We start from the raw sequence: 23,570 nt of genomic DNA, 5'->3' as shown, positions 1-23,570 counted from the left end.
CTACCCGCCTTGAGCTTTATTAAGGAGACGGGCAGGAGTTCCAATGTACACACCAGATGCCGTGATGTGGTCGACTACGGTCGCTCCAGCCCCGATCATCACGTCATCGCAGATTGCGATTTTGTCGATAATGGTGGCGCCGGCCCCCACGAATACGTTCGACCCGAGGTGTGTACGGCCGGCGACCGTTGAATTTACGGAGATGTGACAAAAGTCTCCTACCCGGCACTCGTGTTCGACAATTGCCCCGGTATTTATGATCACGCCGCGGCCGACTACCGCTGCTGGCCCTACGTGCGCATGATGACCTACTAGCGTCCCCGCGCCCAGCTCAGCCAGGACGCCGATTGTGGCGTTTGGAGATATCAGTTTCGCGATTGGTGCAATTTGTTGATTGTACACTGCCTTTCGGCTGAGATTGTCTCCTATGGCAGGAAAGATGCTCCATCCTGGGGCCAACCTCACAGGCAAAGCGGTGATCGCCGGAAAGCCGGCGAAGGTCTCGGACGGTCGGGCTTGCACATCCACAAAAATTAGATTCTTCACTCCGGCTGCCAAGGCAACATCGGCTACGCTACGGGCATGACCACCAAAACCTAGAACGTAGATACCCGTTTCTGATGTCACTTTGCCGCCACCATCTCTCGGGCAGCCAGTCCGTCAAGGATCTCCAGATGCTCTCCGACTACATTCGCCCAAGACCGCTTTGCCAGCACATCGTCATAGAATCTCCGTTGTTGTTGGTAGAGCAACGAGCGGTTCTGAATGGCCCATTCTAATTTTTCGCCCAAAGCCTTCCAATCATAGGGATCGAAAAGAGACGCTTCGCGGAGTGCCGGGTCCTTTATTATTTCGCGGGTTACATCAATATCGGCCAAAATCGCCGGAGTGCCGACCGACAGCGCTTCTGTGAAGGTGAAAGGCATCCCGCCCTCAGAAAGGCTGGGACTCACCGCCACATCCGCGAGCTTATAGCAGGCGGCTAATTCCGGTTCGGTCAGTCCGTGAACGCACAACACATCCGAGCGTAAGTTGTGTTGGTCCAAGAAAATCCTGACGCTCTCGTAGTGGCTGAAGCCAGTCAAAATCAGTTTGTGACCTATCCGTCTCTTTCGGAGAAGCCACTCATAGGCGCGAAGCAGTGTGATCACGTTCTTAGATGGACGAAACTGGCTGGCATAGAAAAGAAACTTCACCTGCGGGTTGCTAAAAGTACTGGCATACCGCTCATTGCTGGCCTTCCGGACAGCGCCGAGCAGCAACATCTCGGCGTAAGCGCGCGCGGTTGCTTCGTTGTCGACAAAACCGGTGATCGAGATGGGACGACTTAGGTCGTTCGGGGCATGGGGTATAGTCCGGATTGCATCGGGATCGACGCCGAATTTTTCAACGAGGATCCTCTGTTTGATATGATCACTGTAAGTGACGAAATTCTTATTCCGGCGAATTGTGCTGGCCACCGTCTGGTATGCGTGCTGCATGGGAACGCCGCCGTGTCTCGCAAAGCCTACGGGGAATTCGGCGAGAACGACGTCAGGAACGCAGGTCAGCACAGGCGCCTTCAAATCCGATACTCTTGGCCAGAAGGCGGCTGGGGTGTACCAGGCGCTAATATCACTCTGTCTGTTCCCACTTTGGATCATCAGAGCGGTTTCCCGTTCCAGCATAACTTCGTAGAGTCTGAAACGGACGGTTGAGGGCGACACCAAGCTAAGCGAAGTAATGCTTTGCCATAGTACTCCAGCAGTATGCTTCAACCCGTGACGGGCTAGGGTCCGGCTCCTCCTTACGAGCCGTGTCCCGAGAACGATGGCGGCTAGGGGAACCGACAAGGACACGCAATACAAGGCGAAGGCCGTCAGGGCCGTAAGGCTTCTCGTACTTGCAATACGGCCCTTCAGCCATTCGGCATGGGCAAACGCCACAGGATAAAGTCTATCCCGGATCGCCTGAAAGCGCTTGCGGCGCTTCTTCGTCTCTCTGCCACGCTGGAAAAGTTGATAAACCCGATACAACAGCGGGGTTTCATCGGGGCCGACAAAACTGAAAGCCTGGGTGGGGATATCGGCTTCCTTGCATAGCTTTACTAGGGCTTCTCGAGACCAACTCGGGCAAAGAATCGCGAAATGAGCATCACCCCGGGCCGTGGCCGCCTTGAGAAACGAGGACAAATACCGCCCTAGCCCCTCTGTCCGAAGGTCAATAGTCGGGGCGTATGCGATGAAAATGCCGTACTTTCTCATATGAGTTCGCGTACGACGCGCCAGTAGCTAGACGCTAGGTGTTCCACACCTTGCTCTTCGAGATGTTTCTCGGTTGCCAAAGAGTGCCTTCGCTCCGCCAGATTGAGTTCCATTTCGTGCAACTGAGCAGCCATGTCTTCAGGATCTTCCTGATCCATGAAAGATAGGCCGAGCTGAAATTGACCATCCATCTCACGCATTGCCGGATAGTCGCTCGAGAGAGACGGAACACCGTAGTGCGCGGCCTCAATGACACTAAACGTACCGTTGTCCAATTCTGTCGGGTGCCATAGGAATGCGGCCGCAGCGAGTTCCCTTCGGTAGGCTTCGTCAGACAGCTCGCCCAGAAATCTCACTTTCTGCCGAAGCGCACGGCTACCGGCAACGACCCGGTTAAGGCCTTCAAGGTGTGGCAACTGGCTTTTAAGGATTTCGCTAGAGCCGAAACCCGTCACGTGACAGCTCAGTTTGCCTTGGTAGGTCTCATAGTAGAGCTGCAAAGCGGCCAGAGCTCTACGGTGGTTCTTGTGTGCCGCCAGATTGGTTGTCCAGATGAAGTGTGTACCTTCGTCACCCTCGTTTCGCTGCCGCGTAGCCTGGCCCCTTCCGGGCACCAGCATTGGCACTTTGGTGACACGGCGGGATCGATGCCCGCATATTGGAGAGCGTCCTGCCTGGTAAACTCTGTCGTGACCAGTACGTGTTTGGCCAACCGGTTAGCCAGCAAAATCTGCTCATCAAGATCAGAGACTCGATAGTGGCGCTGTAAATAGTCGAAGACAGTCAGCATCACAGGTCGCATGGGCAATATCGGCAATGACAGCCGATCCGAAATCACTACCCACAGGTCGCAGTCGCCAAGTTGCATTATTCCATCGTCGACCACCAGATATTTCTCATAGACCGGATTCCAGTCAGAGTGGCCGTCGAACATCATTGCCGTCTTTGCTTCGGCCTTGTCCAAGACCCACCAGTTGAAGGTCCTGGTGGTCACAGACGGAGGCAAATCAGACCAATCCTTTGCGGAATACGCGGAAGGTTGATCGAGATGGAGCAACACGACTTCCGCAGATTCCCCGGCTTGCTCGGAACCGCGCGAAACCGCCTCCGCGAGGAGCTTGGCAGCACGCAACGTTCCGCCGCGATAAACGATAGGTAATATAATCGCGATCCGCTTCTTTCGTGTCCGTACAGCGATTTGCGAAGCGCTGGAAACCTGCAACCGCTCAACGACGTGGGTTAGGTTTCTCCGCCATGTGTCCTCGAGTTTCTCCGGCCGCATAGGGTCTAGCAGCACGTGCTGACTTGTTCGGATCTCCTCAATCAGGCGATCGTCTCCCTGTAGCAGCCTCTGGATCTTGGACCTTGCCTCATCTCCTGTCCGCGCCCGGCCAGGGAGGCCAACGCCTCCGAGCTTGTCGAGCATACCGCCGGCCATAAAAACCAATGGCATGCCGGCTCGTACCGCCTCAAATGGATGATAGTGAATATGACGCGGCTCGCGGGAGTGATAGTACATCACCCGCATTTCCCGCATGTTGCGTTCGTGCTCCTCCTTGGAGACAAAGCCGAGGACATTTGGATCGGCGACAGTTATGGGTTGGCTCCCACCGACCGCATAGGGCAAACCGGCAAAATCACGACTGAATTCTTCGAAGATCCCTCGATAGTAGGGATTGAAACCGATGTCTGGGCAGACGAAAAAGACGCGACGATCCCTGCCCGTCCACCCATTTATTACGTCCGTCGCGGGTAGACCGAGCGGCAGGTAGACGGCTCGCCTTTGAATCAGCTCGCCTTCCACCTCACGTAAGTCCTCATAGGCTTCGCCGAACCAAAAACGATCCCCCATTTTCTCGACGGTTTTGACGCCATTCGTAAAATGCTTGCGAATGTTCGAGTAGCTATTCGTTCGCTCGAGCCCATAGGCCCGCCATATTGCAGCCCCCTGAAAATGGTCGGATATGCTACCCAGCGCTTCCGCCGTGTGAACAATGAAAAAGAGTAGCGAAAAATGGCGGTTGGCCACCGCCCAGGCATCACGTCCGGGATCCCCATACCAATCTGCCGCATTTAAGACAGCAAGATCCGCGGGGGGAATCGTCAGGTTTTTATCTTCTGAGAAGTCTACCGACGCGCTGCGGAAACTGGGATCGACCGGATGGATTTTCGGAAGAAAAATTTCATCAAATCCGCAAGCTCTAAGCATTGGGATTTCGAATCGGCGAGCCGAACTGTGGTTCAACAGCCACATGATGCGCGGCATTCCCGTTGCGCTTAGCGTCGCTCCGGAAACCGGATTGGCTTTAGGGGAGATAATAATATCGTTCAATTTCGGAGCACCTTGCGACACCGCTTTTCGAACAGCCTGCAGCCGAAGTCATAGAGCTCAAAATCGTTTGAACTTAAAGCGCGAACGCGGGCCTGTGCTGCCGCAGAGAGGTGCACGTCGATTTCCCTTGATCTGTTTTCACGGGTCGGAGCGACAGCGTATGGCAGGGAGTTCTTGAAGCTAGCCTGAAACAGCCTGATAGAGTCCTCGAAACGTTCGACAATTCCGCAAAAACGGAAGACGGCTTCAAGATTGCGTTTTGCGCTATCTAGCATACCGGGCCTGTCGGGAGCGTCAGCCAAATACCTGGTCTGCACGTCTCTAATGTGCCCCTCAATGTACGGATTTGAGGACATGATAAATTCTTCGAGCGTCGCATTCTGCGCGAAACGGAGCGCTTCGATCTGATAGGGCTCCATGACGTTCAACCAGGCTTCCGTCAGATTGTTGGGGTTCGACCACGACTTCCATTGGGAAATCGCCCTTGCCAGGGGGTGCCGTAGGAAGGTGACGAATGTGAATCTCCGGCCGGTTTCCTTTAGCAGGAAATAATCATAGTGTCCCCAGTAGAGCTGATACGAGCTTCGTCCATCTCTGGTCACTGCCATATCACCCATAAACGGCGGCGCTACTTTGGACTGATCACCAATATTCTCAATTAAATATTCGACGAACGCCGTCCCAGCCGTCTTGGGGATGTGTACGAAGGCGATGGGATATTTCAGATTCCGCAAGTCGTCCGGGGCAGGAGTTCGCAGAATGCTAGAGAGAGCTTTCATTTTGAGAAATTCTCTTCATAGAATTTAATCGCCTGCTCGATTGGTGCATCCAACACGATGTGCCCGTCGGCAAAAACAAGCCCCCGCTGGCACAATTGGCGCACCGTAGCTAGGTCATGGCTAGCCAGGATCATGATTTCAGACTGCTCGACCAGGCTCATGATCCGGGCTCGAGCCTTTCCCATGAAACGAGCATCGCCCGCTCCGACGACTTCGTCCAGAAGAAGAATGTCGCCACCGACAGACGTTGAGATCGCGAAGGCCAAGCGGACTTGCATGCCGACGGAATAGGTCTTGAGCGGGTAATCGATGAACTCACCAAGGTCGGCGAAATCGACGATCTCGGCTTCCATTGATCGCATCTTCTTTGGCGCAAGGCCAAGCAGCAGACCACGATAAAGAATATTCTCGCGTCCGGTAGCATCAGGTTCGAAGCCAAGACTCAAATCGAGCATCGATCTGACTGTTCCGCTAACTTCTCTGCACCCCGACGAAATCGGATAGAGACCCGCAACCATCTTTAGGAACGAACTCTTCCCGGCGCCATTGTGGCCAAGCAAGCCAATCCGCTCCCCTTGGTCGACGCTTAGTGAAATGTCTTTGAGTGCATGGATGTCGGTCAGGTCGCGCTTGCTCCGGCCTTGGCTAACCCAAGCGGCAACCAAGGACTTCAGAGAGCGCTCACGGAAGGCCACCGATGCGTAGTGCAAGTTGACGTTCTTGAGGTGAATGGCGTTTGTCATAGGTAGAAGATCACCCGCTTCTCAGACCGGCGCCCAACTAGGATGGCGATAGTCCCGAGAACAACTAACGTTCCGCCAGACCAGCCATAGTTCTCCATGGTCGGCCACTGCCCGTGCAAGAGCGGAGCCCGCGCGATCTGTAATAAGTGATATATCGGATTGAAGTCGACGAGCGCGTGTAGATCCCCGTTTCGAAACGTCGATGGCTCAAAGTAGATTGGGGAGACAAACCACATCGCTTGCATGATCAGGCCCAGGGCGTGAGGCAAATCGCGAAAGCGCGCTGCGATGTAGGCTGTAATCGTTGCCCCTGCCCAGGCGACGAGGCCAAGTATCGGAAATGCGGAAAGGGCGGCCAGCCAGCACCAGCCAAAATTGTGGGGCATAACGATAAGCACCCATCCAACCAACGCTACGCTTGCCGTCGCGAGAACGATTAAGCCCGACAAAGCATTGCGCAGTGTATAGATCGCAAGGGGGTGCCGTGTTTGCTTGATGTAGGCGTCAGCCTGCACGAAAGCTAGTGACCCTCCGATCACCGAGCCGACCACGTACTCCCACATAATCATCCCTGACAGGATGTAAGGGGCATATTCCGTAATCCGCATGCCGAAGATTCGGCTAAAAACCAGAGACAGCAGCAAAGTTAAGCCGAGAGGCTGGAGTATGGACCAAAACAGACCGAAGAAGGAGCGCCGCCACCGCGAACGCAAATCCGACATCGACAAGTGCCACCAGAAATAGCGGGCAGCCCAGATACCTCTAAGGTAATTCACGATTCATCCCTCTTGCGGCTGCGCCCGCACCGAATCCTGGAGGAGGTTATCTCCAAAACGAGCGTATCGCAGCGCAAATCCTATTGACCTGACCCTGGCTCAAACCGGGGTAGCTTGGTAGGTTGATGCCACGAGCGCTTAGGCTCGCAGCAACGGGGAATTCTCCCTCACCTCGACAATGGGGCATCGTGTGAGTCTGCGGAAAGAATGGTCGGGTTTCTATCCCGTGTTCCGCCAAATGCGCTCTAAGAGGGTCGCGGTCTTGAGGACGATCTACAATCACTGAACACATCCAATAGGAGTGGGTTGCGTTTCCCACAGGCTCGTGGGTGCATAAAGGCAAACCGGTCAGTCCCACGCGATAGGCATGCGCCAATCCAGCTTTCAGAGCGAGGATCTCGGGGGCCATTTCGAGTTGTGCCAATCCAATTGCCGCCTGGATATTCGTCATCCGGTAATTGTAAGCCAACATGTCGTGCCAGTACTCGCGAGTCGGTGATACCCCTTGGTTCTTGAGTCTGCGGCATCGATCCATAATCGCTGGGTCGCGCACCACCACCATTCCACCCTCGCCAGTTGTAATCGTCTTGTTGCCAAAAAAGCTGAACGTCGCTGCGTCTCCGAACGTTCCGACATGTCGCCCATTCCATTTGGATCCGAATGCTTCTGCGCAGTCCTCAATCAGCAGAAGGTCATACTTGCGGCAGATGGCTAAGAGTGAAGTCATGTCGCAAGGATGCCCATAAAGATGAACAGCCATTATTGCTTTTGTCCGGGGGGTTACAGCTAGCTCGGCGCCCTCGGGGTCCATCTGCAGAGTGTCTTCATTCGAATCCACGAAGACAGGCTTCGCTCCGGTCTGCAGAATGGTGTTCACGGTAGCGATGTATGTCAAAGTGGGAACTATTACCTCGTCGCCCGGCCCGATTCCCAACGCGTCCAGCGCCAGATGAATCGCAACGGTCCCGTTGGCAACGCTAGTGGCGCCGGTCCCTCCGATAAATTCCGCGAACCCCATTTCGAACTTGGAAACGAATTCGCCGCGGGATGAAATCCATCCCGAGTCCAAGCAATCGTTGACGTACCTCGATACATTACCCGCCAAATAGGGTTGATAAACGGGAATACGTTCTACTTCAGCTTCGCTGAATACACTCGGCAAAGTTGCGCTTTTCATCCAAATAGGCCCCGTGTACTTGATTCTCATCCTAGCGGGACGGCAGCGGGTACTCAACGGGTTAATAGAGAAACTGCCTATTTTTTGCGCATGTTGGCGTTTTCCGGGGAGCCAGCCAAAGGTCCCGCATATCGTTTATCGACAACAGCCAACGAACCGTTCCTTTCTCGACAATAGCGAGCTTAACTTGGCTTCCGGCCTCTCGATTTCGACGCAAAGCGTGAGTCGGCACAACCCTCCGTATACACCGCTCGTTCGAGTAGCTCCTCAGTGTGCCGGCGCGAAGTGGATTGCTCGCATCTTCCGCGCCGAACAACTCTACCTGATGCGTAGTCGTGAGGCGCGGGTGCTCTGTGGCAGAACTGTTTCCACGGTCGGTCCGCCGGTCGTAAACCGTGTAGTTCGATCCAATATAGGCCGCCAACTTGGCACGCCGTCCGGTGCGCCGCCGAGCCCGGCGTTCGAACTGCCTTATGCAATGCGATGTCTATGTCGACGGCGGATTTCAGTTTCGCTTAGAATAGCCTAGGTTTCCGAGCCCAAATCGGGTAATATTTCCACAGCCGGAACAGAGCAGAACTCGGGCATCTGCACCAACCGCTTCGGAATCCTGCCGGAGCTAACGTCAACGGACTTCCAACAAGCATCTGAAATCTGAGTGCGGAGCGCTGCTCCGGCCGCGATGCGATCTTGGAAGCGACGTTCTTGGTGCACCAAAATGCCCTCTCCGACGAAGCCCGTCCTCGATTATTCATACACGGCATATCAGCAAGAGCAGCAGGGTGTGTCGAACTTCCCCGGCACGAACATGGATGCTGATCTCACCGAGCTCGTGCGCAGCGCCGACGAAACGATCGATGCGCTCGCGGACGTTCGGAGAAGCGACGGCAAGCTCAAAAATCAGGTAGTCACGCCCGACGCGCTATCGCCGGCGACTTTGGCGTTGCTCCGCGGCGACGGCCCGACTGGACCTACAGGGCCGACCGGACCGGCTGGCGTCGGCGCAACAGGCCCGAGTGGCCCGGTTGGGTCTACGGGTCCGGCAGGAGCCACAGGACCGACGGGCGTTACCGGCGGTGTCGGTGCGACTGGTCCGACCGGAATTACCGGGCCGACAGGGGTGACGGGACCGACCGGAGTAACCGGGCCGACCGGTGTGACCGGCGGCGTCGGTGCGACAGGGCCAGTTGGCGCCACGGGTGTCACCGGGATCACGGGCGCGACAGGAGTGACGGGACCGACGGGACCGACAGGCATCACCGGGGCAACCGGACCGACCGGAGTAATCGGGCCAACGGGGGCGACGGGGCCGGGCCGAGAAGTCCTGACGGCCAATCGTACTTACTATGTGCGGGGCGACGGCAACGACAGCAACACCGGCCTCATCAACAGTTCTGGCGGTGCGTTTCTTACGCTGCAGAAAGCAATCGATGTTGTCGCTGCGCTCGACATCTCCATCTACAACGTCACCATTCAGGCCGCAATTGCCACATATACGGCCGGCATTGCCCTTCGCGGACCATGGGTCGGAACGGGGATTGTCACGCTTGCCGGCGACATCACAACACCCAGCAACTGCCTGATCTCAACGACCGCATCGTGTATCGATGTGTCGGGGCCGGGCGCGCGTCTCTCCATCCAAGGCTTCAAGCTTGTTTCAAGTGCCGATTCCGGCATCAAGGCAGCAAGTCTGGCCAATGTGACGATCCCCGGCAAGATGGAGTTTGGTGCTTGCGCCTGGGCATATTTCACATGCCTGTATGGCGGTGTTGTCAACGGCTCTTCGGTCACTCTGCTGTGCAGCGGTGGCGGCAATTTTGCATGGTATGCGGGCGGCGGCGGCATCCTGCAAATTCAGCTTTGTACGGTCACCTTCAGTGGAGCGCCTGCGTTCGTCTATTCCACGGTCTACTGCGAGTCGGGGGCGGTCATGCAGTGCAACGCCAATACCATATCGGGTGCGGCGACGGGTCCCAGATACACGGTAAGAGCAGGCGGCGTGGTCGACACGGGCGCCGCTGGCGTGAACTACTTTCCTGGCAATGCTGCCGGAAACTGTGTGGACGGAGGGCGATACATATAATGGGCGCTTTCAAATCAGACGACCTTTGCGGCTTCTGGACAAAATGTACCGTCTCGGCGGGCGTGCCTACCAACGCCGCCAGCTTCAACGTGACCAGCATCACCGATACCGGCCCAGGGATCCTGACCGTCACCATCGGCACCGACTTTGCCTCGGCAAACTGGATGTGCTCCTGCGCGGCGGAGATGACAGCCACAACCTACGCCGTGGCGAACGCTCGAAGGGCCAACATCCGCAATGGCTCGCAGGCGGCCGGTTCTGTCGCCATCGACTGCACTGACAACACGGCGACAACAAATCTGGCCGTCGATCCCGCCGCGTGGCACGTTTCAGGCTTTGGAGTGCAATGATGATGAAGGTCGACACCGTTGTGGCCGTGAGCTTCGATGATGGCTCAGTCGGGCGCATGCAGCTATTCGAGCGCGATGACATCGCCAGCCTGACCGACGGGCATATTCAAGCCGAGATCGGCAAGACCGGCCAAACATGGGCAGCGCTCGGCCTCACCGCCGTGTCATGGCGGCGCTGCAAGCTTGAAGATTTTCCGGCCGATCTGCACGAGTTTCGGGCCGCATGGGTCGACCGCAAGGGCAAGATCACGGTCGACATGAACAAGGCCAAGGACTGCACCAGGGACCGCCTGCGCGCCGAGCGAGCGCCATTATTGGAAGCGAAGGACGTTGACGCCCTGAGGGCGCTGGAAGCCGACGACAAAGCAGCACTGGCCGATGTCGCAGCAGAAAAGCAGCGTCTGCGAGACATCACCGAGCTTCCGGCGATCGATGCCGCCAAGACCCCGGACGACCTGAAGGCGTTGTCCTGCGAAAGCGTACTGCCTTAGCTGAGCTTGGTAGCCGCGATCGGCGGCGTGTTGCGCTGGATATCACTGCTCATTCGGCGCGTCGGCAACTCTACCAGATAATGAACGGCAGCGGCGATGACTGCGCCAAAACAGATCGCCGCTGCCACCGCGAATGTTCTTGACACCCCGCCACCGCCAACGATGATCAACATCAAGACATACCCTGGAATGGCGTGCACCAAGTAAAATGGATAGCTGATGTTCGCCATGAAATTGACCGCGCGCCCTTTTGGTACAAAGTTTGGGAACCGATAGGCGAGCGTAAAAATGGCTAACCCGACCAGATACGATACGGCGACCTCGGTCATATAGCTGACCTGCAGGACGCCAAAAGAGGCAACGGCCGTTGAGGCAATCGTCACCGAAAATACAGCTATGGCCGAAACTCCCGATATGGCACCGGTGTGTAGATAGTAGAAGCAAACACCGATGAACATGAATACCAGGTAGGGCGAGACCGAAACGACAAAGTCAGGTCTGATGTTCGGAATTGAGGCGGCAACCGCCAATGCAACCGGGATGGCGAAAACCAACACGGACTGCCTTCGGAACAGCGGTGCTGCCAAGGCGCACATCAGGTAGAAACAAAGCTCCACCTCCAGGGTCCAGACAACCCCGTCGATGTCTCTGCTTCCGAAAAGAGCGCGCAACCCAGGCAGAAAGTGAATGGCTATGTCGCTGTTGCTGATCGGCGGCCAAGACGTTCCAAAATACCATGAGCCCGCGCCGATGGCGGCAAGCACGATAGTGAAGCAGACCATATAGGTCGGAAAAAGCCTCATCACGCGAGCCGCGAGAAATCGGACTGTTGAACTCCGACCGATTGAAATCGGAATGACCAGCCCGCTGATCAGGAAAAAGGCCGCAACGCCGACGACCGCAACGTTGATTGGCCACAGCACAATGTTGCTGAACCAAGGCAATGGGTTTTGCGTGGGTAGGATCGGCGTACCTGTGAAATAGGAAATAACTTCCGGCTTTGTCCAGAACATGCCGCCAAAATGGCCGAGAGCCACGCCAAGGGCGGCAAAGCCACGTAGCGAGTTCGCAAATTCAATTCTGCTGTCTTTTGGGGCGGCCATCCTGGCTGCTGTTTCGTACATTTAGCAGCCCATTCTCAATCCACCACAATCTCAAAGCTACCTATGCCGGCACTTGGCGCCGGCGAGCAGGACAAAGCGCGCCCTGTTTTGGCAAGCACCTACCCTCGAAATCTCTCTGTATGCCACACGATCTTGCTGTCGATCTTCATCGGCTTGTGGACCATCAGCCGCTTCGGCAGGTGCTCGGGATGGACCTCGAGAAGCGTGATTTTGATCTGCGGCTTACACCGGTTGCAGTCGAACTTGAGCTTCAAGGGATCGACACCTCCGCCATAGACCATCATCAGGTCGGCGGATCGGCAGTAGCGGACATTGCCGCAGCTGCACTCTGCCTTCACAAGCATGTTGTGCCGGGTCGCCTTGCCCAGCGTGTCGATCGGATCGTGCGCCATGTGAACAAAAGAGGAACATTTTCCTTGCCCGTCAAGACGATTTGTGGAATCTTTTCAGCATGAGCGATGAACCATCACGGCTTGCCGAAGGCATGACAGCGGCACCGCGTGATCGACGGGTCGACAATCATGCGTGCGAGCACGCCGGCTGCGGCAAAGATGGAGGGTTCGGCTTTGCGAAGCCACGGGCGCCCTCGCACTGGTTCTGCATGGAGCACCGCGGCGAAGGAGAAACACGCTTATGATGGAGCTATTTACTTCGCCAAGGACCGGCAGGTCGAACTGACGTCGGTTTTGCATCCCTGAAGTGGCAAGGTGGACTCGGCGGTGATACCGTTGTTATTTGTCGTCCATGCTGATCAGCCCGCCCACAGGTTGGAAACGTCCCGGCAAGACGCTTATCATTGCGACCTTGCAGCGATCCGGCAGCACGCTTCTTTGCGAAAAGATGCGCAGCACGGGCGTGCTGGGAGATCCGAAAGAATACTTCAACCGAGAAGAGAAGACCCCGACGGTTGAGCGTTGCACCCGTATTGCCGCCAGCGCCACGCCAAACGGAGTAGCAGCTACCAAACTGTTCCCGTCCCATTTCTATGAGCTAAGCAGGGATATCAGGCTTACGGAGTGGTTTCCTGACCCGGGGTGGATATACCTTGAAAGGCGCGATCGGCTCGGCCAGGCAATTTCCTGGGCAAAAGCATCGCAGGATGGTGCTTGGACCAGCAAGACTGCTGCCGTGAAGAAGGCCGAGTACTCGGCGTATGGCATCGACTTCGCCCTTGCCCAGATTGCCATCGGCACCGGTCGCTGGAATTCGTTTTTTGCTAGGGCCGGGATCGAACCACTCCGCCTGTTTTACGAAGACACGCTTGACGATTTCGACAGCGTTAGCCCGCACATCGGCCTTCTGGCGGGGTTGGATGCTCCCGTGCCTCGTGAGGGCAAGCTGAGTCTCAGACGGCAGCGAAACGAGCAAAGCGATGAATGGCGGCGGCGGTTTCTTGCCGAGTGCGACCCGGACGACTTCGACAGGCCGATTGTGCGGCTTCGTAAGCGCAGAAGGTCCAAATGGATATTCTGGAGGAAATGGTTCCGCGGCTAGAGCATTTCACCAGTGCGACGCCGCGTTACCTCCAAAAGCGATTCAAATACGCTTTCGACCTCGCCGTTGATTTCGTCGGCAGGGATGCCGGCCTTCTCGGCTGCGGTCATCAGCTGATCTGCCAGCTCGCTGGCAGCGATCGGATCTCCCCGCGCCACAATAGGCAGTTGCTCGGCAGCAACCCACCTGTCGAGAAATCTTAGGCCACGTGTGCTCACTTTGTGCGGCGCTCGGGCGCGCATTAACCACCTCCAAGGATGTGATGCACCCTAAAGATCGCGCTAGGCGTTGTGCAGATATGGAAAATCATCAGCACAGATTTTACTGCCACATGGAAGCCAAGGGAACCTGGGGTGTTTGGGACTGCCTCGCCAATAGGCCTGCCAGGCTAGGAGGCGGTGACCTCCGCGGATGCACTGCTCAAAGGGCAGAAGCCGCAGAGCACGTCCTCACCAGAATTTACAAAAGCGGACTTGATGCAGTCGCCGTCCGGATCGCTGGAATTGTCCGTTAGGCATCAGTGCGGGCTGAGGCGGTAAAGGTCAGGGACATAACTAGGGCGTGCACGATAACCGTTGTGAGAACCCCTGCGACAATCCAGAACCGTTTTGACCTCGGCAAGGGGTGGTCATCCACCCTCGCCGCCGGCGCGGTTCTTCATCGCCTCGAGGATGACCTCGGCTGCCAACTTCTTCGCTGATCTCGTCGGAACTGATGCCCTCTACAAGAGCGTAGCCAGCCTTCGCAGGGTATCGTTCATCACTGGAAGCGGAATAGTTTCGGCCGAGGGGCTATGAACTCATATCGGGTGGAAGAGATTGAAAAACTCTAGGGTCCAGTTTCAGATGGGAGCGCCCTCCGTCACCACTTGACCCGCAACCCCAGTGAGCCGGTCAGCGCGTGACTATCACCGAAGTTTTTGAGGCCTGTCCGGGCGACGGCTTCGCCGAAGACCGAGAACCTGTCGTCGGCCCAATTGATCGTGCCGCCAATACCGACGCCGCCCCAGAGTTGCTCGTTGCGGTTCGAAAGGGTGCTGCCGGCGAGGTCGACAGAGGAGCCATCCTCAAAGTCGTAATAAAGGTTGGCCACGCCATAAAGATTAGTGTGGCCGGCGCGGCCAGTGCGGTCCTGCCACTGCGTCTGGTGGTCGAGCGAGAGACCGAGGCGGCCGAGCAGGCTGTCGTTGGTTCCGGGGGTAACCCTAGCGCCAAAGGCGTCGGTGAACGCGTCGAGATCGACCGACGACCAGGCAATCTGCGCTTGCGGCGTCAGCGACCAATTGGGATCGAGCATGATGCGCTTGCCCGCTTCGACACCGAGCGCGTAGCCGACGCCGTTGTTGCCGTCGACGAGCCGCTGTCCGGCGGTCGCCGAGTCGAGATTGCTGTCGTACCAGACCACCTGCGCCTGGCCGTCAAGGTAGAAGCCTTCCGCCCCGTACCAGGTCAACGAGCCGGAAACGCCGTAGCCGGTGGTATCGATGGACCCGCTGCCGAACACCGACGAGATGTCGGCGGATACCGTGCCATACTGGAAGGCGAGGCCGCCGATGAGCTGACCGGCCGCGCTATCGGAGACAAGCATGTCGGCGCCGGTCTGCAGCCTCCAGGTCGAGGTATCGTAAGTCATTGCGGTGGTGGAGCTTTCCGGATCGTAGGAGCCGCGGTTGCCTTCGATCCTGCCCCACAGCCCGATACCGGCCTCGGCCTTTACATCGTCGGAGATCCCGTCGGCGCCTTGCGCTTCTACGGTCCACGAGCGGTTGCCAAGCCGCTGCTGCAGCGTGCCGAGCTGGTTGAAGCTCTGCAACACGCCCGCATAGGCTTCGTACACAGGTGCACCGGCCTGAAAGAGCAGGCTGTTGTCGAGTTCGGAACGGAGATACCAGTCTCCATCGCCGGGGGTGTTCACGCCGCCCTGGTAGAGCCTGTAGGCATAGGCGCCCGCGACGACCGCCGCATCGCCTTCGAAGATATAATTGCCGTTGAGCGAGAAGGTGCCATTCGAGATGCCGCCGACGTCGACGATCTTGATGCCTCCGACCGTCTGATCGCCCGAGCCGCCGACATTGACGACCTGAAGCGTGCCTGTCCCTGATGTGTTGCCGCCGATCACCAGCATGTCTGTCAGCGAACCGTCACCAGCCAGCGCCGTGTTGAGAACGACGTTGCCGCCATTGCCGACGTAATCGCCGCCGATGGTCAGCGTTTTGCCGAGGCCGCCGCCCGCGATGCGCACCGTTCCGGCGTTGCTCAGCCCCGCAATCGACTGCGAGGTGCCGCCAAGATCGAGAGTGGCGCCCGAGGCGACGGAGAACTGCGAGGAGGAACTGAACGCGTTCGCAGCGCCTGCGGCAAGCGTGCCGCTGGCGACTGAAGTTCCGCCAGCAAAGGCAGAGTTGTCCGAGGCGAGCACCAGCGTGCCGTCGCCGCTCTTGATGAAATTGCCGGCGCCCGAGAGCACGCCGGCATAGCTGGCGTTGGCGACTTGGTCGAATGCGAAGGAGGCGCCGGCGCCGATCGCGACATCGCCGCCGAAGCGCTCGGCCGCCGAGACGAGGCTACCCTGGTCGACGGTCCAGTCGAGCAGCGAGGTGCCCGATATTGTCAGCGAGCCGGCGCCGCCCTTCACCATCGCGCCGGTGCCGGAGATATCGCCGGCAAAGGTGGCGTCCGCCGCCTGATCGAACACGACGGTGCCGGCATTGCCGATGTCGCCACGGATCGAAGCCGCATTGCCAACCAGCGTGCCGGCTGTGATCGTCGTGCCCCCCGCATAGGTGTTGACGCCCGTCAAAACCAGCGTGCCGCCTCCGGCTTTCGTGAGGCCGCCTGCGCCCGAGACGACATTGCTGAGCGTGAGGGTCGTGCTGTTGTCTGTCAGGAACGTTCCGTTGCCGGTCAGGGCGACGCTCCGGTCGCTGGTGATGTCGGCGGTCGTCTGCAGCGTGCCGCTATTGAAGGTCAAGCCGCCCGAAGGGGCTCCCAAATTGCCATCGCTTGAAATCTGCAGGACGCCGCCGGACAGCGTCCACGGCGTAACTGCAGTCGTTGTCCCCGTCAGTGTCCAGGTGCTGCTTCCTGTTTTTTCATAGAGTCCGAAGCCGTCGTATTTGGCGCCAGCGCCGATCTGGGACCCATCGAAACTGGCATTGGTATCACCGCCTAGCTTGAACGTATCGGCATTGCTGAAAGCAACCACATTGCAGTGATGTTCTAACCTGCCTGGATCTCTAGCGAATTGACGCCACCGGTGAACTGGATGGCTTTGCCGGCTAACGGGGTCCCACCACCTGCGCCGACGGCGCCACCTGTAATCGTGCCCGCATTGATGACGGCTATGTTGGCGCCCTTGATCCCCGAGCCACCATCGCCTGCCGTTCCAGCCTGACCACCGGCCCCGCCAATGATCGTAGCCCCCGTCCCGTTGATCACGGTTCCACCCGAAAGTAGAAGAACACCAGCTCCGCCGTCGCCACCGCCGCCGAGAATGGTTCTTCCGCCGGTGCCCCCGAGCAGATTCCCGCTGTTTGGACTGTGCCGCCAGAGGTTAGGACGATGGCAGCTGCGCCGCCGCCGCCGCCTGCTTGGACCCCAATTGTGAGGAGACTCGTGCCGCCGGTAACGCTGCCGCCCGCCTCTACAACAACATTTGCGGACGAAAATATGCCGACGCCGCCACCGCCGCTGCCGCTGTTGCCGCCGTTCCCGCCTCGACCGCCAGTACCACCAAGCACAGATCCTGTGCCAGTGACCGTTACGTCGGCCGTGGCACTGACGCCGACACCACCACCACCACCGCCACCGCTCCTGACGACGCCGTTCGTGCCAGGTGAGCCTGAAGCGCCGGCCCCGCCGCTGATGCTGGTTGCAATGGTCCCGTCCGTGGAGATGACCAGACCCGTAGCACCAGTCGCACCGGCAATGCCATTTGGGTTGTTGGCTGTGGTGCTTCCCGATCCCGACCCTCCGGGCGCACCGTTGCCCGTCGTGAGGTCAATGCCGCCACCGCCGCCGCCGGCGGTCGCGCCGTTGGGGACATTCTGGCCTGTGGCGCCCGCTAGTGCACCGTCGACACCCCCCTGTCCAGCACTCACGCCTGTGCCGTTGCCGCCATCGGCCCAAGCTGGCGCGGCGCTCAGCGCAAGGGCAACAGTTAGGATCGTCAAGGCAGAAGTGCTGGAGCGAAGCGACACGACTTGCTGCAAGCGCGCGAGATGCAAAACCCAATTCCCGTCGCGCGCCAAAATCCGCTCCGCCATGCCTAAGCTCCCTGATTCCTGAGTGCGCCGAAGGCAGCATGAAAGCTATTCGCCCGCAAGACGTTTATAGTCATGAGAGCTACCAAGAAGCTAACGGTGCTCAGTAAAATGAAGTCTGCAGCTGTTGAGTGACAGAAATACGTCACATTAGATTTCGCTTATTAAGAAAGACCTTACCCAAACGCGAGAACAATCTCGCTGTATGGATTTTGTGGGAAACGTTCGAAGCTCCAGGGCGCGGCCGATCCCATAGGGCGGGGGTAAGTTTCGCCTCTACGGGGGAGATGAGGCGCTACGCTGCCTCCCGGCGGCCACCACTATCCTGCAAGAAGTGTTTCTGTAATCGATTCCCACTCTGCGTCCAGCTTGCCAGTTGCCACCGGCTGCCCGGCACGGCGGTACCAGTAGGCTGCATTAGAAAGGTCGCCTTCCTTGCGGTGCAGATAGGCATGAACCCATGCAGAGCCGGATCAGATTCGTTGGCCTGCGCACACTCATGCGCCCGCTCCCAATCCCCTTGTCTATCCCACCATAGAGCTAGGAGGGCCATCCCAAGATTAGCCGGGGGCGCGACATCCTGAAGGGTCGCACGGAACTCATCGATGTCCATTGTTACCTCACGCAAAACCGGATGATTAGTAGCTTGGCATCTGAGCGCTACAGGTCACAAGGTCCTTTATGGACATGGGATCAGGCGAGAGACCCTAGCGCCATGCCGTCTATTCATTGATCGGACTGCTGGTGAGGGCGAGCTCTTCATCGCTTGCTGCTCGACCGATCAGCAACGCTTCATACCCTTCGGCGCCGGCCCAGCGTGCTCCTGGCCGCTGTGAATCGGGATCGAGGAAACCTTTTCAAAGCTTCGCTGTTAGGCCCAAGCGCCCGCCGTAACCAGCGCTGGGCGGAGAGAGAACTGGAATCTCTACAATCGACCATCCAAGAGACACGCCGCATCCTAGAGGCTTCACGGAAGCTCTTGGAAAGGTTGCCGAGCACGAACACCCCTACCCAGCCTTTTGGGAAGGGCTAGACCTCGACAGCCCGGCATGCCGAATTGATTCGCTAATCCCTGACTAAAGCGTAGAGAAGGGAAGTCGCCGGCCAATTGAACGGGCGCTGGCGTTTGGAAGAGTCGATCACGCTTTCGCCCTACTAGGAGGGAAAGCGATGTCATACGACACTTCAATTGATTCCGAGTTGCTTTCAATGCTCGCCAAGGTTCTCAACGACTATTGCACAGAGGCAGGAATTCCCGAAGGCCATCCGGCAAGGGACCATTTCGCACGAAGGCTTATGAGCCTGTTCCAACGCGGGGTAACTGACGCAGCCGACCTCAAAGCCAAGATGAACGATGGCTATGAGGAATGGCTTGGCGAGATTGGCGCAACTGGTCCTTTCCACCCGCCCAAGCTGTCTACCGAAGACCGTTTGTTAGGCGACAATATCTTGCCAGGATCGGATCGCAGAGGCAGACCAGCCGCCGGCAACAGCAATCGCGGCTAGCGCTACCCAGCCGTAGGGGCCGCGTGCCTCCTGATGGCTGCGCTGGCCTTTGTGTTGCTGGCTCTGCCGGCGCGACCCTAGCGTTTCTTCGGCTTCGGCGTGATGTCCTCGACCCGCGCCTTGTTGCCATTTTTCGCGAGAACACCAGATTTTGCCTTGTCCTTACTGGTCGGCAATTCTGGGGCCGCAGCGGCCTCAACCCGGTATGCATGCTCCGTCGCGATTTTGAGAAGAGTTGCAGCCGTTTCCTGTGGCGTCCAACCTTGCGCTTCTGACGCAGTCACCAAGGCCGCAAACGCGGCTTCTAATGCGACTTCACAGTTCACCTCACGGTCTGGGCTATCCTCTGGCAATATCGGGGGTTCGACGGATTGGGACATGGTGACTTCTTTCAAAGGGGAAAAACCCGCCGCCCCAGCCTTTTGCCACTCAAACATTTCAGCAAAGGATCACTCCAGCTATCAGCAGCGTGATTAGAACTGACAACGGCACGGCCAGAAGACCGACCAACTCAACATTTCTTGTGTTTTGTCGCTTGTCCATCTTCGTCGCCCGCATGTCGTTGGCTTTGGCATCTTGCCGTCAACGTGCAGCTGTTGAAACCAACCACAAGTGCCGCTGATCGGAGATTCAGTCGGTGCTGCATATTAGCAACACGTTGTGGAACGATCGGGCGGCGTTGGCCAATTGCTTTTGAATGCCTTGCAGTTGCTTCGTACGATTCCGTACAGTTTCCCCCATTGGGGGAGGCGGCCGATGGACCATGACGAGGAAGGCTACAGCATTAACGCCTTCGATTTCGATGTGGTGTGCGAGACCTTCAGGAGATCCGTTCGGGAGCTGAACCTGGCTGAAGAGCATTGGGTAGACCACGCGAAGGCGCTCCTACGGGAATTCACCGACAGCGCACCTGATGACGACATGATTAGCCGGATCGTCGGGCGCTAGTGGCCTATACAGCCCTAGTTTGTTAGAATCGTACCCCGGTCCTGCCACGGAAACCTTTTCCAAGGTTTGCCGCGTCATAGAGGCATCACAGAAGCTCTCGGAACAGATTGCCCAGCGCGGAGGCCTATTAACGAAAAAGCTCGCCACCTTGAGGCAACGGGCATCGCCAATGCCCTCAGAGTGCCCTGCCTGGACGTGTGGCGTCCTGTCCGGCCCTCGCCATTGATTTCGTCGGCAAGCTTGTCTTTGGCCTCGTGATAGGTCTTGAAGTTGGCATCGGGATCGCAATCGCCGGCTGCCAAGGATGCCGGGCCGCTGGCCGACCTATCAGTCAGGCGTCCGTAGCCAGAGCGTTATAAAGCAGCAAACACGCCAGGATAGAAACGGCGCTGCCTAGCAGCTGGTCTGCCGTCAGGCCGGAAAAATAGACAAGATGAACGTCACCATCGCTCTACCAATCACGGTTCGGAACACTGCCGAATTAACCGTTAGCCGACGCTAATGTTCCGCTCTGGACTCAGTACCGCCCTTTGGAGGAATCTTGCCGCAGCGATCAGCGCCCCGCCGACCTTGATCTCAACGTCGGTGCCACAAGGCTTTCCTTCGTTCGCATGGTTCGCAGAGATTAGCACGATCGCATACTCTCATCTCATCCGGCGTCGTCTCCCTCACAAAGCAGCGCCGGTAAGGCTCGGCGACCTTCTTGTTTGTCCCGTGTGCCAAAGGAGGTCGCCGGGCCTGCCGTTGCTCATCTTTGCTGGTGGTTGCTCCTGATGGCTGCGCTTGGCGCCGTCGCCCTACTGCTACCTGCGGGGTAAGGCGGCGAGCCCTCTTGTCAGGCAGTCTGGCATGTAGGATTATAGTCCTCGTTGCGGCGACCCCATCAAACGGAGATCGCCAAATGGCCAGAACCAAACCTTCCGAACAGCTTTCCCGGGCTGAAATCGAGCGCTTCCTGGCGGCAGCCGAAGCGCTGCACAAGAGCATCGTCGGGCCGCTCCTCGCGTACCACAGCGAACACTACCAATCTCTACGTGATGTCCACGGACCGCTGTTGAAGTCGATTGAGACCATTACCGGCAAGAGGGCGCCATTCATCCAGCAGAACATGACAGGGCCGGCACAGCCGCGAGAGCCGTGGTCGACCTCGCGGAAACCCTGACTTAGCGCAACCCCTGCATGATTAATTTGTAGATCGTGCCGATTTCCTCATCGATCTCCTGGCCGGGAATGCCTTGGGTTTCGGCCGCCCGTTTTGCTTCCGCAGTCATATCGATCACCAGCAGCACCGGGTCGATAATCGGATCGTCCGACAAATGATCCGAGATCCAATGGTAGAGAAAATCCCTACCCCGCTTGCTCATTCTTCTCGAAAGTCCTGCAGCGATGCATGCCGCAGGTCATCCTCGCCGCGCAGATGCTTCACGCGCCCGATCAGCCCCGGCTTGACCCATTGCGTGGCCGGCCGCTTCATGATGCCCTTGGGCGCCGTGCCTGAGTGCTCCTGGACGCGTTGCCATAGCCTCTCGCGCATTTCCCGGTTCAAGGTGACGAATGCGCTTCCGACATAACGCCCGGTGCCGCGCTCAGCCATCAGAGCGAAAGCCGGCTTGCCCGCTTCACGCTCGACGCCGAGCAGATCGAACTCGTCGATCGCATAGCACTTGGCCTTCAGCCAGTTGGTCGACGGACCGCTTCGGTATTTGCTGTCCTTCCGCTTCGACACCATGCCTTCAAGTCCGGCCTTGTCGAGCAAGTGAAAGATGGCCTGCGCTTCCCCCGGCAGCGGCTCGCTGAATTGAATGCGCCCGCCCGGCTCGATCATGCTGGCCAGGATCTCACGCCGCTCCTCCAGCGCCATGTCTCGCAGATCATGGCCGTTAAGATGAAGGAGATCAAAGGCAACAAAATACAAGTCGTGCTGCCGGCGGGTGATGGCTTTGCGCAGCGCTGCGAAGTCCGAAAGGCCCTTGTCGTTCAGAACGACGATCTCACCGTCGACAATGGCGCTTTCGGCACCAAGGCGCTTGGCCTCTCTCACCAGGTCACGATATTTCGCCGTCCAGTCGTGGCCGTTGCGCGTATAAATGCGTGTGCCGTCTTCATCGATGATCATCTGGGATCGGTAACCGTCGAACTTCACCTCATGAGTCCAGTCGCCGCCCTCGGGAGGCTTCTCCACTAAGGTCGGCATCAACGGTTCAATGAACTTCAAACGCATGCACTGACCCACCCTCCGGCGATTCAAGCTGGAAGCCCGAAATCGGTTCCGGAACATTTTAGACGAATTGCATGTTTCAATGGTTATGAGATTACATCATCTGTCTTGAAGATGGTAAGTGGTTCAAAACCCTTCGGCGACATCTGCCCGGGGATTTCGGTCTCACTCCTGACGCGTGACGAACGAAGTGGAACTTGCCATCCACCTATCCGATGGTCGCTCCCAACTATGCGGCCTCACGGTCTGCCATGGCGAAGTCGATCGGTCTGGGTAGGAAGGCACCGCAGCCCACGGCAGCTGTAACGGGCAAGGCAAGGCCGACGGCTAAGGCTCAAGCGTAGCTTCCGCGATCACACCATTACCACCGCGCCACGGATCGGCGATTATGCATAGCGGCGGACCTGTCCGCTCTTGGCCGGCGCCCGCCCAGGTTCCCCAAAACCACTGGCGCCGGCCATTCTGGCGGCACGTCAGCTTCGTATAGGAGCCCAAACTTTTCTTGTTGAAGACCGCTTTCCTCAGTACGGTCCCCGTTTGGCCTGATTGCTGGGGAGGCAACACCATGGCTGACGTAGTTCCAATTCGCAAAGCACACCCTCGTGTCGAAGTTGGCGAAGCCTGCGGCGAGTGGTTTGTCCGCGTGGTCGAGGAAGACCAGGAACTTACCCGATCATTCGAGATCGAATCCTATGCTTTGGCCTTTGCAGAAGGCCAAAGGATGCGTCTGCATCTCAACACGTTTTTGCGGCTGTAGAGCAAGCCTATGCAGAAGTCCGCAGGGTTACTGGCGAATTTGGGCGACAGCATCGAAGCCATCGCCGACCACATCGTGACCATGGAAACGCGGCAACTGCACCAATTGCTCAAGTTGTTGCCATCGAAATCGGAAATCGCCAGCGCGGAAATGGTGATGGGCATCCTCGTCTATCGCGAAATTGAACTGCGTCGCCGGCGGGGGACTGGCGGCGACGTGTCGCCCTTCCCCGGTCTCCGGACTCCACCTGTCCAGCACTAGGTAGCGACGCCGGACCTGTAAGATTCC

At 57.9% G+C, this 23,570-nt stretch carries 26 protein-coding genes and 2 pseudogenes; 11 read left to right on the top strand and 17 right to left on the bottom strand.

Going from position 1 to position 23,570, the window contains the following annotated elements:
* The 8 genes from NKL04_RS06190 to NKL04_RS06155 are packed head-to-tail and all read right to left on the bottom strand — an operon-like array spanning position 1 to position 8,050.
* Complete coding sequence (locus NKL04_RS06190; protein ID WP_031209420.1) at positions 1 to 627, bottom strand: NeuD/PglB/VioB family sugar acetyltransferase; 627 nt, start codon at positions 625 to 627, stop codon at positions 1 to 3.
* Complete coding sequence (locus NKL04_RS06185; protein ID WP_023701238.1) at positions 624 to 2,243, bottom strand: glycosyltransferase; 1,620 nt, start codon at positions 2,241 to 2,243, stop codon at positions 624 to 626. Before NKL04_RS06185 ends, NKL04_RS06190 begins: the two co-directional genes overlap by 4 nt.
* Complete coding sequence (locus tag NKL04_RS06180; RefSeq protein WP_352724041.1) at positions 2,240 to 2,782, bottom strand: glycosyltransferase; 543 nt, start codon at positions 2,780 to 2,782, stop codon at positions 2,240 to 2,242. The genes NKL04_RS06185 and NKL04_RS06180 overlap by 4 nt, the downstream gene beginning before the upstream one ends.
* A complete protein-coding gene (locus NKL04_RS06175; RefSeq protein ID WP_352723442.1) occupies positions 2,707 to 4,575 on the bottom strand; it encodes a glycosytransferase in 1,869 nt (622 codons plus the stop codon). The genes NKL04_RS06180 and NKL04_RS06175 overlap by 76 nt, the downstream gene beginning before the upstream one ends.
* On the bottom strand, positions 4,572 to 5,354 hold the full coding sequence (locus tag NKL04_RS06170; protein ID WP_023701240.1) for a sulfotransferase family 2 domain-containing protein: 783 nt from the start codon (positions 5,352 to 5,354) through the stop codon (positions 4,572 to 4,574). The genes NKL04_RS06175 and NKL04_RS06170 overlap by 4 nt, the downstream gene beginning before the upstream one ends.
* Positions 5,351 to 6,097, bottom strand: coding sequence for an ABC transporter ATP-binding protein (locus NKL04_RS06165; protein WP_023701241.1), 747 nt, complete (start codon positions 6,095 to 6,097; stop codon positions 5,351 to 5,353). Before NKL04_RS06165 ends, NKL04_RS06170 begins: the two co-directional genes overlap by 4 nt.
* Positions 6,094 to 6,876, bottom strand: a complete 783-nt coding sequence (locus tag NKL04_RS06160; protein ID WP_023701242.1) for an ABC transporter permease — start codon at positions 6,874 to 6,876, stop codon at positions 6,094 to 6,096. The genes NKL04_RS06165 and NKL04_RS06160 overlap by 4 nt, the downstream gene beginning before the upstream one ends.
* 43 nt (positions 6,877 to 6,919) lie before the next feature.
* A complete protein-coding gene (locus tag NKL04_RS06155; RefSeq protein ID WP_050593571.1) occupies positions 6,920 to 8,050 on the bottom strand; it encodes a DegT/DnrJ/EryC1/StrS family aminotransferase in 1,131 nt (376 codons plus the stop codon).
* Between the two features lie 1,228 nt (positions 8,051 to 9,278).
* On the opposite strand from NKL04_RS06155, the gene NKL04_RS06150 reads away from it, so the two are divergent.
* From NKL04_RS06150 to NKL04_RS06140, 3 genes are read left to right on the top strand one after another with little or no spacing between them, the layout of a single operon-like run.
* Complete coding sequence (locus NKL04_RS06150; RefSeq protein WP_245271420.1) at positions 9,279 to 10,133, top strand: hypothetical protein; 855 nt, start codon at positions 9,279 to 9,281, stop codon at positions 10,131 to 10,133.
* A complete protein-coding gene (locus tag NKL04_RS06145; RefSeq protein ID WP_023701245.1) occupies positions 10,133 to 10,483 on the top strand; it encodes a hypothetical protein in 351 nt (116 codons plus the stop codon). The genes NKL04_RS06150 and NKL04_RS06145 overlap by 1 nt, the downstream gene beginning before the upstream one ends.
* A complete protein-coding gene (locus NKL04_RS06140; protein WP_352723440.1) occupies positions 10,483 to 10,974 on the top strand; it encodes a hypothetical protein in 492 nt (163 codons plus the stop codon). The genes NKL04_RS06145 and NKL04_RS06140 overlap by 1 nt, the downstream gene beginning before the upstream one ends.
* Here the strand turns inward: NKL04_RS06140 and NKL04_RS06135 are convergent.
* The gene (locus tag NKL04_RS06135; protein ID WP_023701247.1) at positions 10,971 to 12,098 is read right to left on the bottom strand and encodes an acyltransferase family protein; all 1,128 of its coding nucleotides are present in this window, start codon (positions 12,096 to 12,098) and stop codon (positions 10,971 to 10,973) included. The genes NKL04_RS06140 and NKL04_RS06135 overlap by 4 nt on opposite strands.
* A 188-nt stretch (positions 12,099 to 12,286) precedes the next feature.
* On the opposite strand from NKL04_RS06135, the gene NKL04_RS06130 reads away from it, so the two are divergent.
* Together NKL04_RS06130 and NKL04_RS06125 are read left to right on the top strand one after the other, a co-directional pair.
* Positions 12,287 to 12,553 (top strand): hypothetical protein, encoded by a 267-nt coding sequence (locus tag NKL04_RS06130; RefSeq protein WP_198029309.1) that lies wholly within the window; start codon positions 12,287 to 12,289, stop codon positions 12,551 to 12,553.
* Positions 12,554 to 12,842: 289 nt separating this feature from the next.
* Positions 12,843 to 13,592 carry a Stf0 family sulfotransferase gene (locus tag NKL04_RS06125; protein WP_023701249.1) on the top strand — a complete coding sequence of 250 codons (750 nt, stop codon included), beginning with the start codon at positions 12,843 to 12,845 and terminating at the stop codon, positions 13,590 to 13,592.
* On the opposite strand, the gene NKL04_RS06120 is transcribed toward NKL04_RS06125, so the two are convergent.
* From NKL04_RS06120 to NKL04_RS06100, 5 genes and pseudogenes are all read right to left on the bottom strand, one after another.
* Positions 13,589 to 13,834, bottom strand: coding sequence for a DUF768 domain-containing protein (locus tag NKL04_RS06120; RefSeq protein WP_084568541.1), 246 nt, complete (start codon positions 13,832 to 13,834; stop codon positions 13,589 to 13,591). The genes NKL04_RS06125 and NKL04_RS06120 overlap by 4 nt on opposite strands.
* A 619-nt stretch (positions 13,835 to 14,453) precedes the next feature.
* Positions 14,454 to 16,796 (bottom strand): autotransporter family protein, encoded by a 2,343-nt coding sequence (locus NKL04_RS06115; protein WP_352723437.1) that lies wholly within the window; start codon positions 16,794 to 16,796, stop codon positions 14,454 to 14,456.
* Positions 16,797 to 16,810: 14 nt separating this feature from the next.
* A complete protein-coding gene (locus NKL04_RS06110) occupies positions 16,811 to 17,029 on the bottom strand; it encodes a hypothetical protein (protein ID WP_352723435.1) in 219 nt (72 codons plus the stop codon).
* Positions 17,026 to 17,856, bottom strand: coding sequence for a hypothetical protein (locus NKL04_RS06105; RefSeq protein ID WP_352723433.1), 831 nt, complete (start codon positions 17,854 to 17,856; stop codon positions 17,026 to 17,028). The genes NKL04_RS06110 and NKL04_RS06105 overlap by 4 nt, the downstream gene beginning before the upstream one ends.
* Before the next feature lie 317 nt (positions 17,857 to 18,173).
* Positions 18,174 to 18,466 (bottom strand): annotated as a pseudogene (locus tag NKL04_RS06100) (hypothetical protein).
* Between the two features lie 557 nt (positions 18,467 to 19,023).
* Here NKL04_RS06100 and NKL04_RS06095 point away from each other — a divergent pair.
* Complete coding sequence (locus tag NKL04_RS06095; RefSeq protein WP_156951480.1) at positions 19,024 to 19,359, top strand: hypothetical protein; 336 nt, start codon at positions 19,024 to 19,026, stop codon at positions 19,357 to 19,359.
* 77 nt (positions 19,360 to 19,436) lie between these two features.
* Here the strand turns inward: NKL04_RS06095 and NKL04_RS06090 are convergent, their stop codons facing one another.
* Positions 19,437 to 19,796, bottom strand: a complete 360-nt coding sequence (locus NKL04_RS06090; protein WP_352723430.1) for a hypothetical protein — start codon at positions 19,794 to 19,796, stop codon at positions 19,437 to 19,439.
* Positions 19,797 to 20,115: 319 nt separating this feature from the next.
* On the opposite strand from NKL04_RS06090, the gene NKL04_RS06085 reads away from it, so the two are divergent.
* Entirely contained in the window at positions 20,116 to 20,307 is a 192-nt protein-coding gene (locus tag NKL04_RS06085) for a hypothetical protein (protein ID WP_023701163.1), read from the top strand.
* A 901-nt stretch (positions 20,308 to 21,208) separates the two neighbouring features.
* Positions 21,209 to 21,469 (top strand): hypothetical protein, encoded by a 261-nt coding sequence (locus NKL04_RS06080; protein ID WP_352723427.1) that lies wholly within the window; start codon positions 21,209 to 21,211, stop codon positions 21,467 to 21,469.
* Between the two features lies 1 nt (position 21,470).
* On the opposite strand, the gene NKL04_RS06075 is transcribed toward NKL04_RS06080, so the two are convergent.
* Both NKL04_RS06075 and NKL04_RS06070 read right to left on the bottom strand, forming a co-directional pair.
* The gene (locus tag NKL04_RS06075; protein ID WP_023702893.1) at positions 21,471 to 21,671 is read right to left on the bottom strand and encodes a DUF768 domain-containing protein; all 201 of its coding nucleotides are present in this window, start codon (positions 21,669 to 21,671) and stop codon (positions 21,471 to 21,473) included.
* A complete protein-coding gene (locus NKL04_RS06070) occupies positions 21,668 to 22,528 on the bottom strand; it encodes an ATP-dependent DNA ligase (protein WP_352723425.1) in 861 nt (286 codons plus the stop codon). The genes NKL04_RS06075 and NKL04_RS06070 overlap by 4 nt, the downstream gene beginning before the upstream one ends.
* An 89-nt stretch (positions 22,529 to 22,617) precedes the next feature.
* Between NKL04_RS06070 and NKL04_RS06065 the strand changes: the two are divergent.
* The 3 genes and pseudogenes from NKL04_RS06065 to NKL04_RS06055 all read left to right on the top strand — a co-directional run.
* Positions 22,618 to 22,869, top strand: a pseudogene (locus NKL04_RS06065) (MucR family transcriptional regulator); the annotation flags it as partial.
* A gap of 221 nt (positions 22,870 to 23,090) precedes the next feature.
* Positions 23,091 to 23,282, top strand: a complete 192-nt coding sequence (locus NKL04_RS06060; RefSeq protein WP_031209876.1) for a hypothetical protein — start codon at positions 23,091 to 23,093, stop codon at positions 23,280 to 23,282.
* 9 nt (positions 23,283 to 23,291) lie between these two features.
* On the top strand, positions 23,292 to 23,543 hold the full coding sequence (locus NKL04_RS06055; RefSeq protein WP_023702889.1) for a hypothetical protein: 252 nt from the start codon (positions 23,292 to 23,294) through the stop codon (positions 23,541 to 23,543).
* Positions 23,544 to 23,570 lie beyond the last annotated feature (27 nt).

Source organism: Mesorhizobium sp. C264A (assembly GCF_040324515.1).
Lineage (GTDB): Bacteria > Pseudomonadota > Alphaproteobacteria > Rhizobiales > Rhizobiaceae > Mesorhizobium.
Note: the sequence above shows the minus strand (reverse complement) of the source record. Positions and strands in the feature narration are given on the sequence as shown.

Coding starts and splice junctions, on each gene's coding strand:
- NKL04_RS06185 (WP_023701238.1), bottom strand. CDS start 2,243: ATGAGAAAGTACGGCATTTTCATCGCATACGCCCCGACTATTGACCTT.
- NKL04_RS06170 (WP_023701240.1), bottom strand. CDS start 5,354: ATGAAAGCTCTCTCTAGCATTCTGCGAACTCCTGCCCCGGACGACTTG.
- NKL04_RS06165 (WP_023701241.1), bottom strand. CDS start 6,097: ATGACAAACGCCATTCACCTCAAGAACGTCAACTTGCACTACGCATCG.
- NKL04_RS06155 (WP_050593571.1), bottom strand. CDS start 8,050: ATGAAAAGCGCAACTTTGCCGAGTGTATTCAGCGAAGCTGAAGTAGAA.
- NKL04_RS06145 (WP_023701245.1), top strand. CDS start 10,133: ATGGGCGCTTTCAAATCAGACGACCTTTGCGGCTTCTGGACAAAATGT.
- NKL04_RS06140 (WP_352723440.1), top strand. CDS start 10,483: ATGATGAAGGTCGACACCGTTGTGGCCGTGAGCTTCGATGATGGCTCA.
- NKL04_RS06135 (WP_023701247.1), bottom strand. CDS start 12,098: ATGTACGAAACAGCAGCCAGGATGGCCGCCCCAAAAGACAGCAGAATT.
- NKL04_RS06130 (WP_198029309.1), top strand. CDS start 12,287: ATGGACCTCGAGAAGCGTGATTTTGATCTGCGGCTTACACCGGTTGCA.
- NKL04_RS06125 (WP_023701249.1), top strand. CDS start 12,843: ATGCTGATCAGCCCGCCCACAGGTTGGAAACGTCCCGGCAAGACGCTT.
- NKL04_RS06120 (WP_084568541.1), bottom strand. CDS start 13,834: ATGCGCGCCCGAGCGCCGCACAAAGTGAGCACACGTGGCCTAAGATTT.
- NKL04_RS06105 (WP_352723433.1), bottom strand. CDS start 17,856: ATGGCGGAGCGGATTTTGGCGCGCGACGGGAATTGGGTTTTGCATCTC.
- NKL04_RS06095 (WP_156951480.1), top strand. CDS start 19,024: ATGTCATACGACACTTCAATTGATTCCGAGTTGCTTTCAATGCTCGCC.
- NKL04_RS06090 (WP_352723430.1), bottom strand. CDS start 19,796: ATGTTTGAGTGGCAAAAGGCTGGGGCGGCGGGTTTTTCCCCTTTGAAA.
- NKL04_RS06085 (WP_023701163.1), top strand. CDS start 20,116: ATGGACCATGACGAGGAAGGCTACAGCATTAACGCCTTCGATTTCGAT.
- NKL04_RS06080 (WP_352723427.1), top strand. CDS start 21,209: ATGGCCAGAACCAAACCTTCCGAACAGCTTTCCCGGGCTGAAATCGAG.
- NKL04_RS06075 (WP_023702893.1), bottom strand. CDS start 21,671: ATGAGCAAGCGGGGTAGGGATTTTCTCTACCATTGGATCTCGGATCAT.
- NKL04_RS06070 (WP_352723425.1), bottom strand. CDS start 22,528: ATGCGTTTGAAGTTCATTGAACCGTTGATGCCGACCTTAGTGGAGAAG.
- NKL04_RS06060 (WP_031209876.1), top strand. CDS start 23,091: ATGGCTGACGTAGTTCCAATTCGCAAAGCACACCCTCGTGTCGAAGTT.
- NKL04_RS06055 (WP_023702889.1), top strand. CDS start 23,292: ATGCAGAAGTCCGCAGGGTTACTGGCGAATTTGGGCGACAGCATCGAA.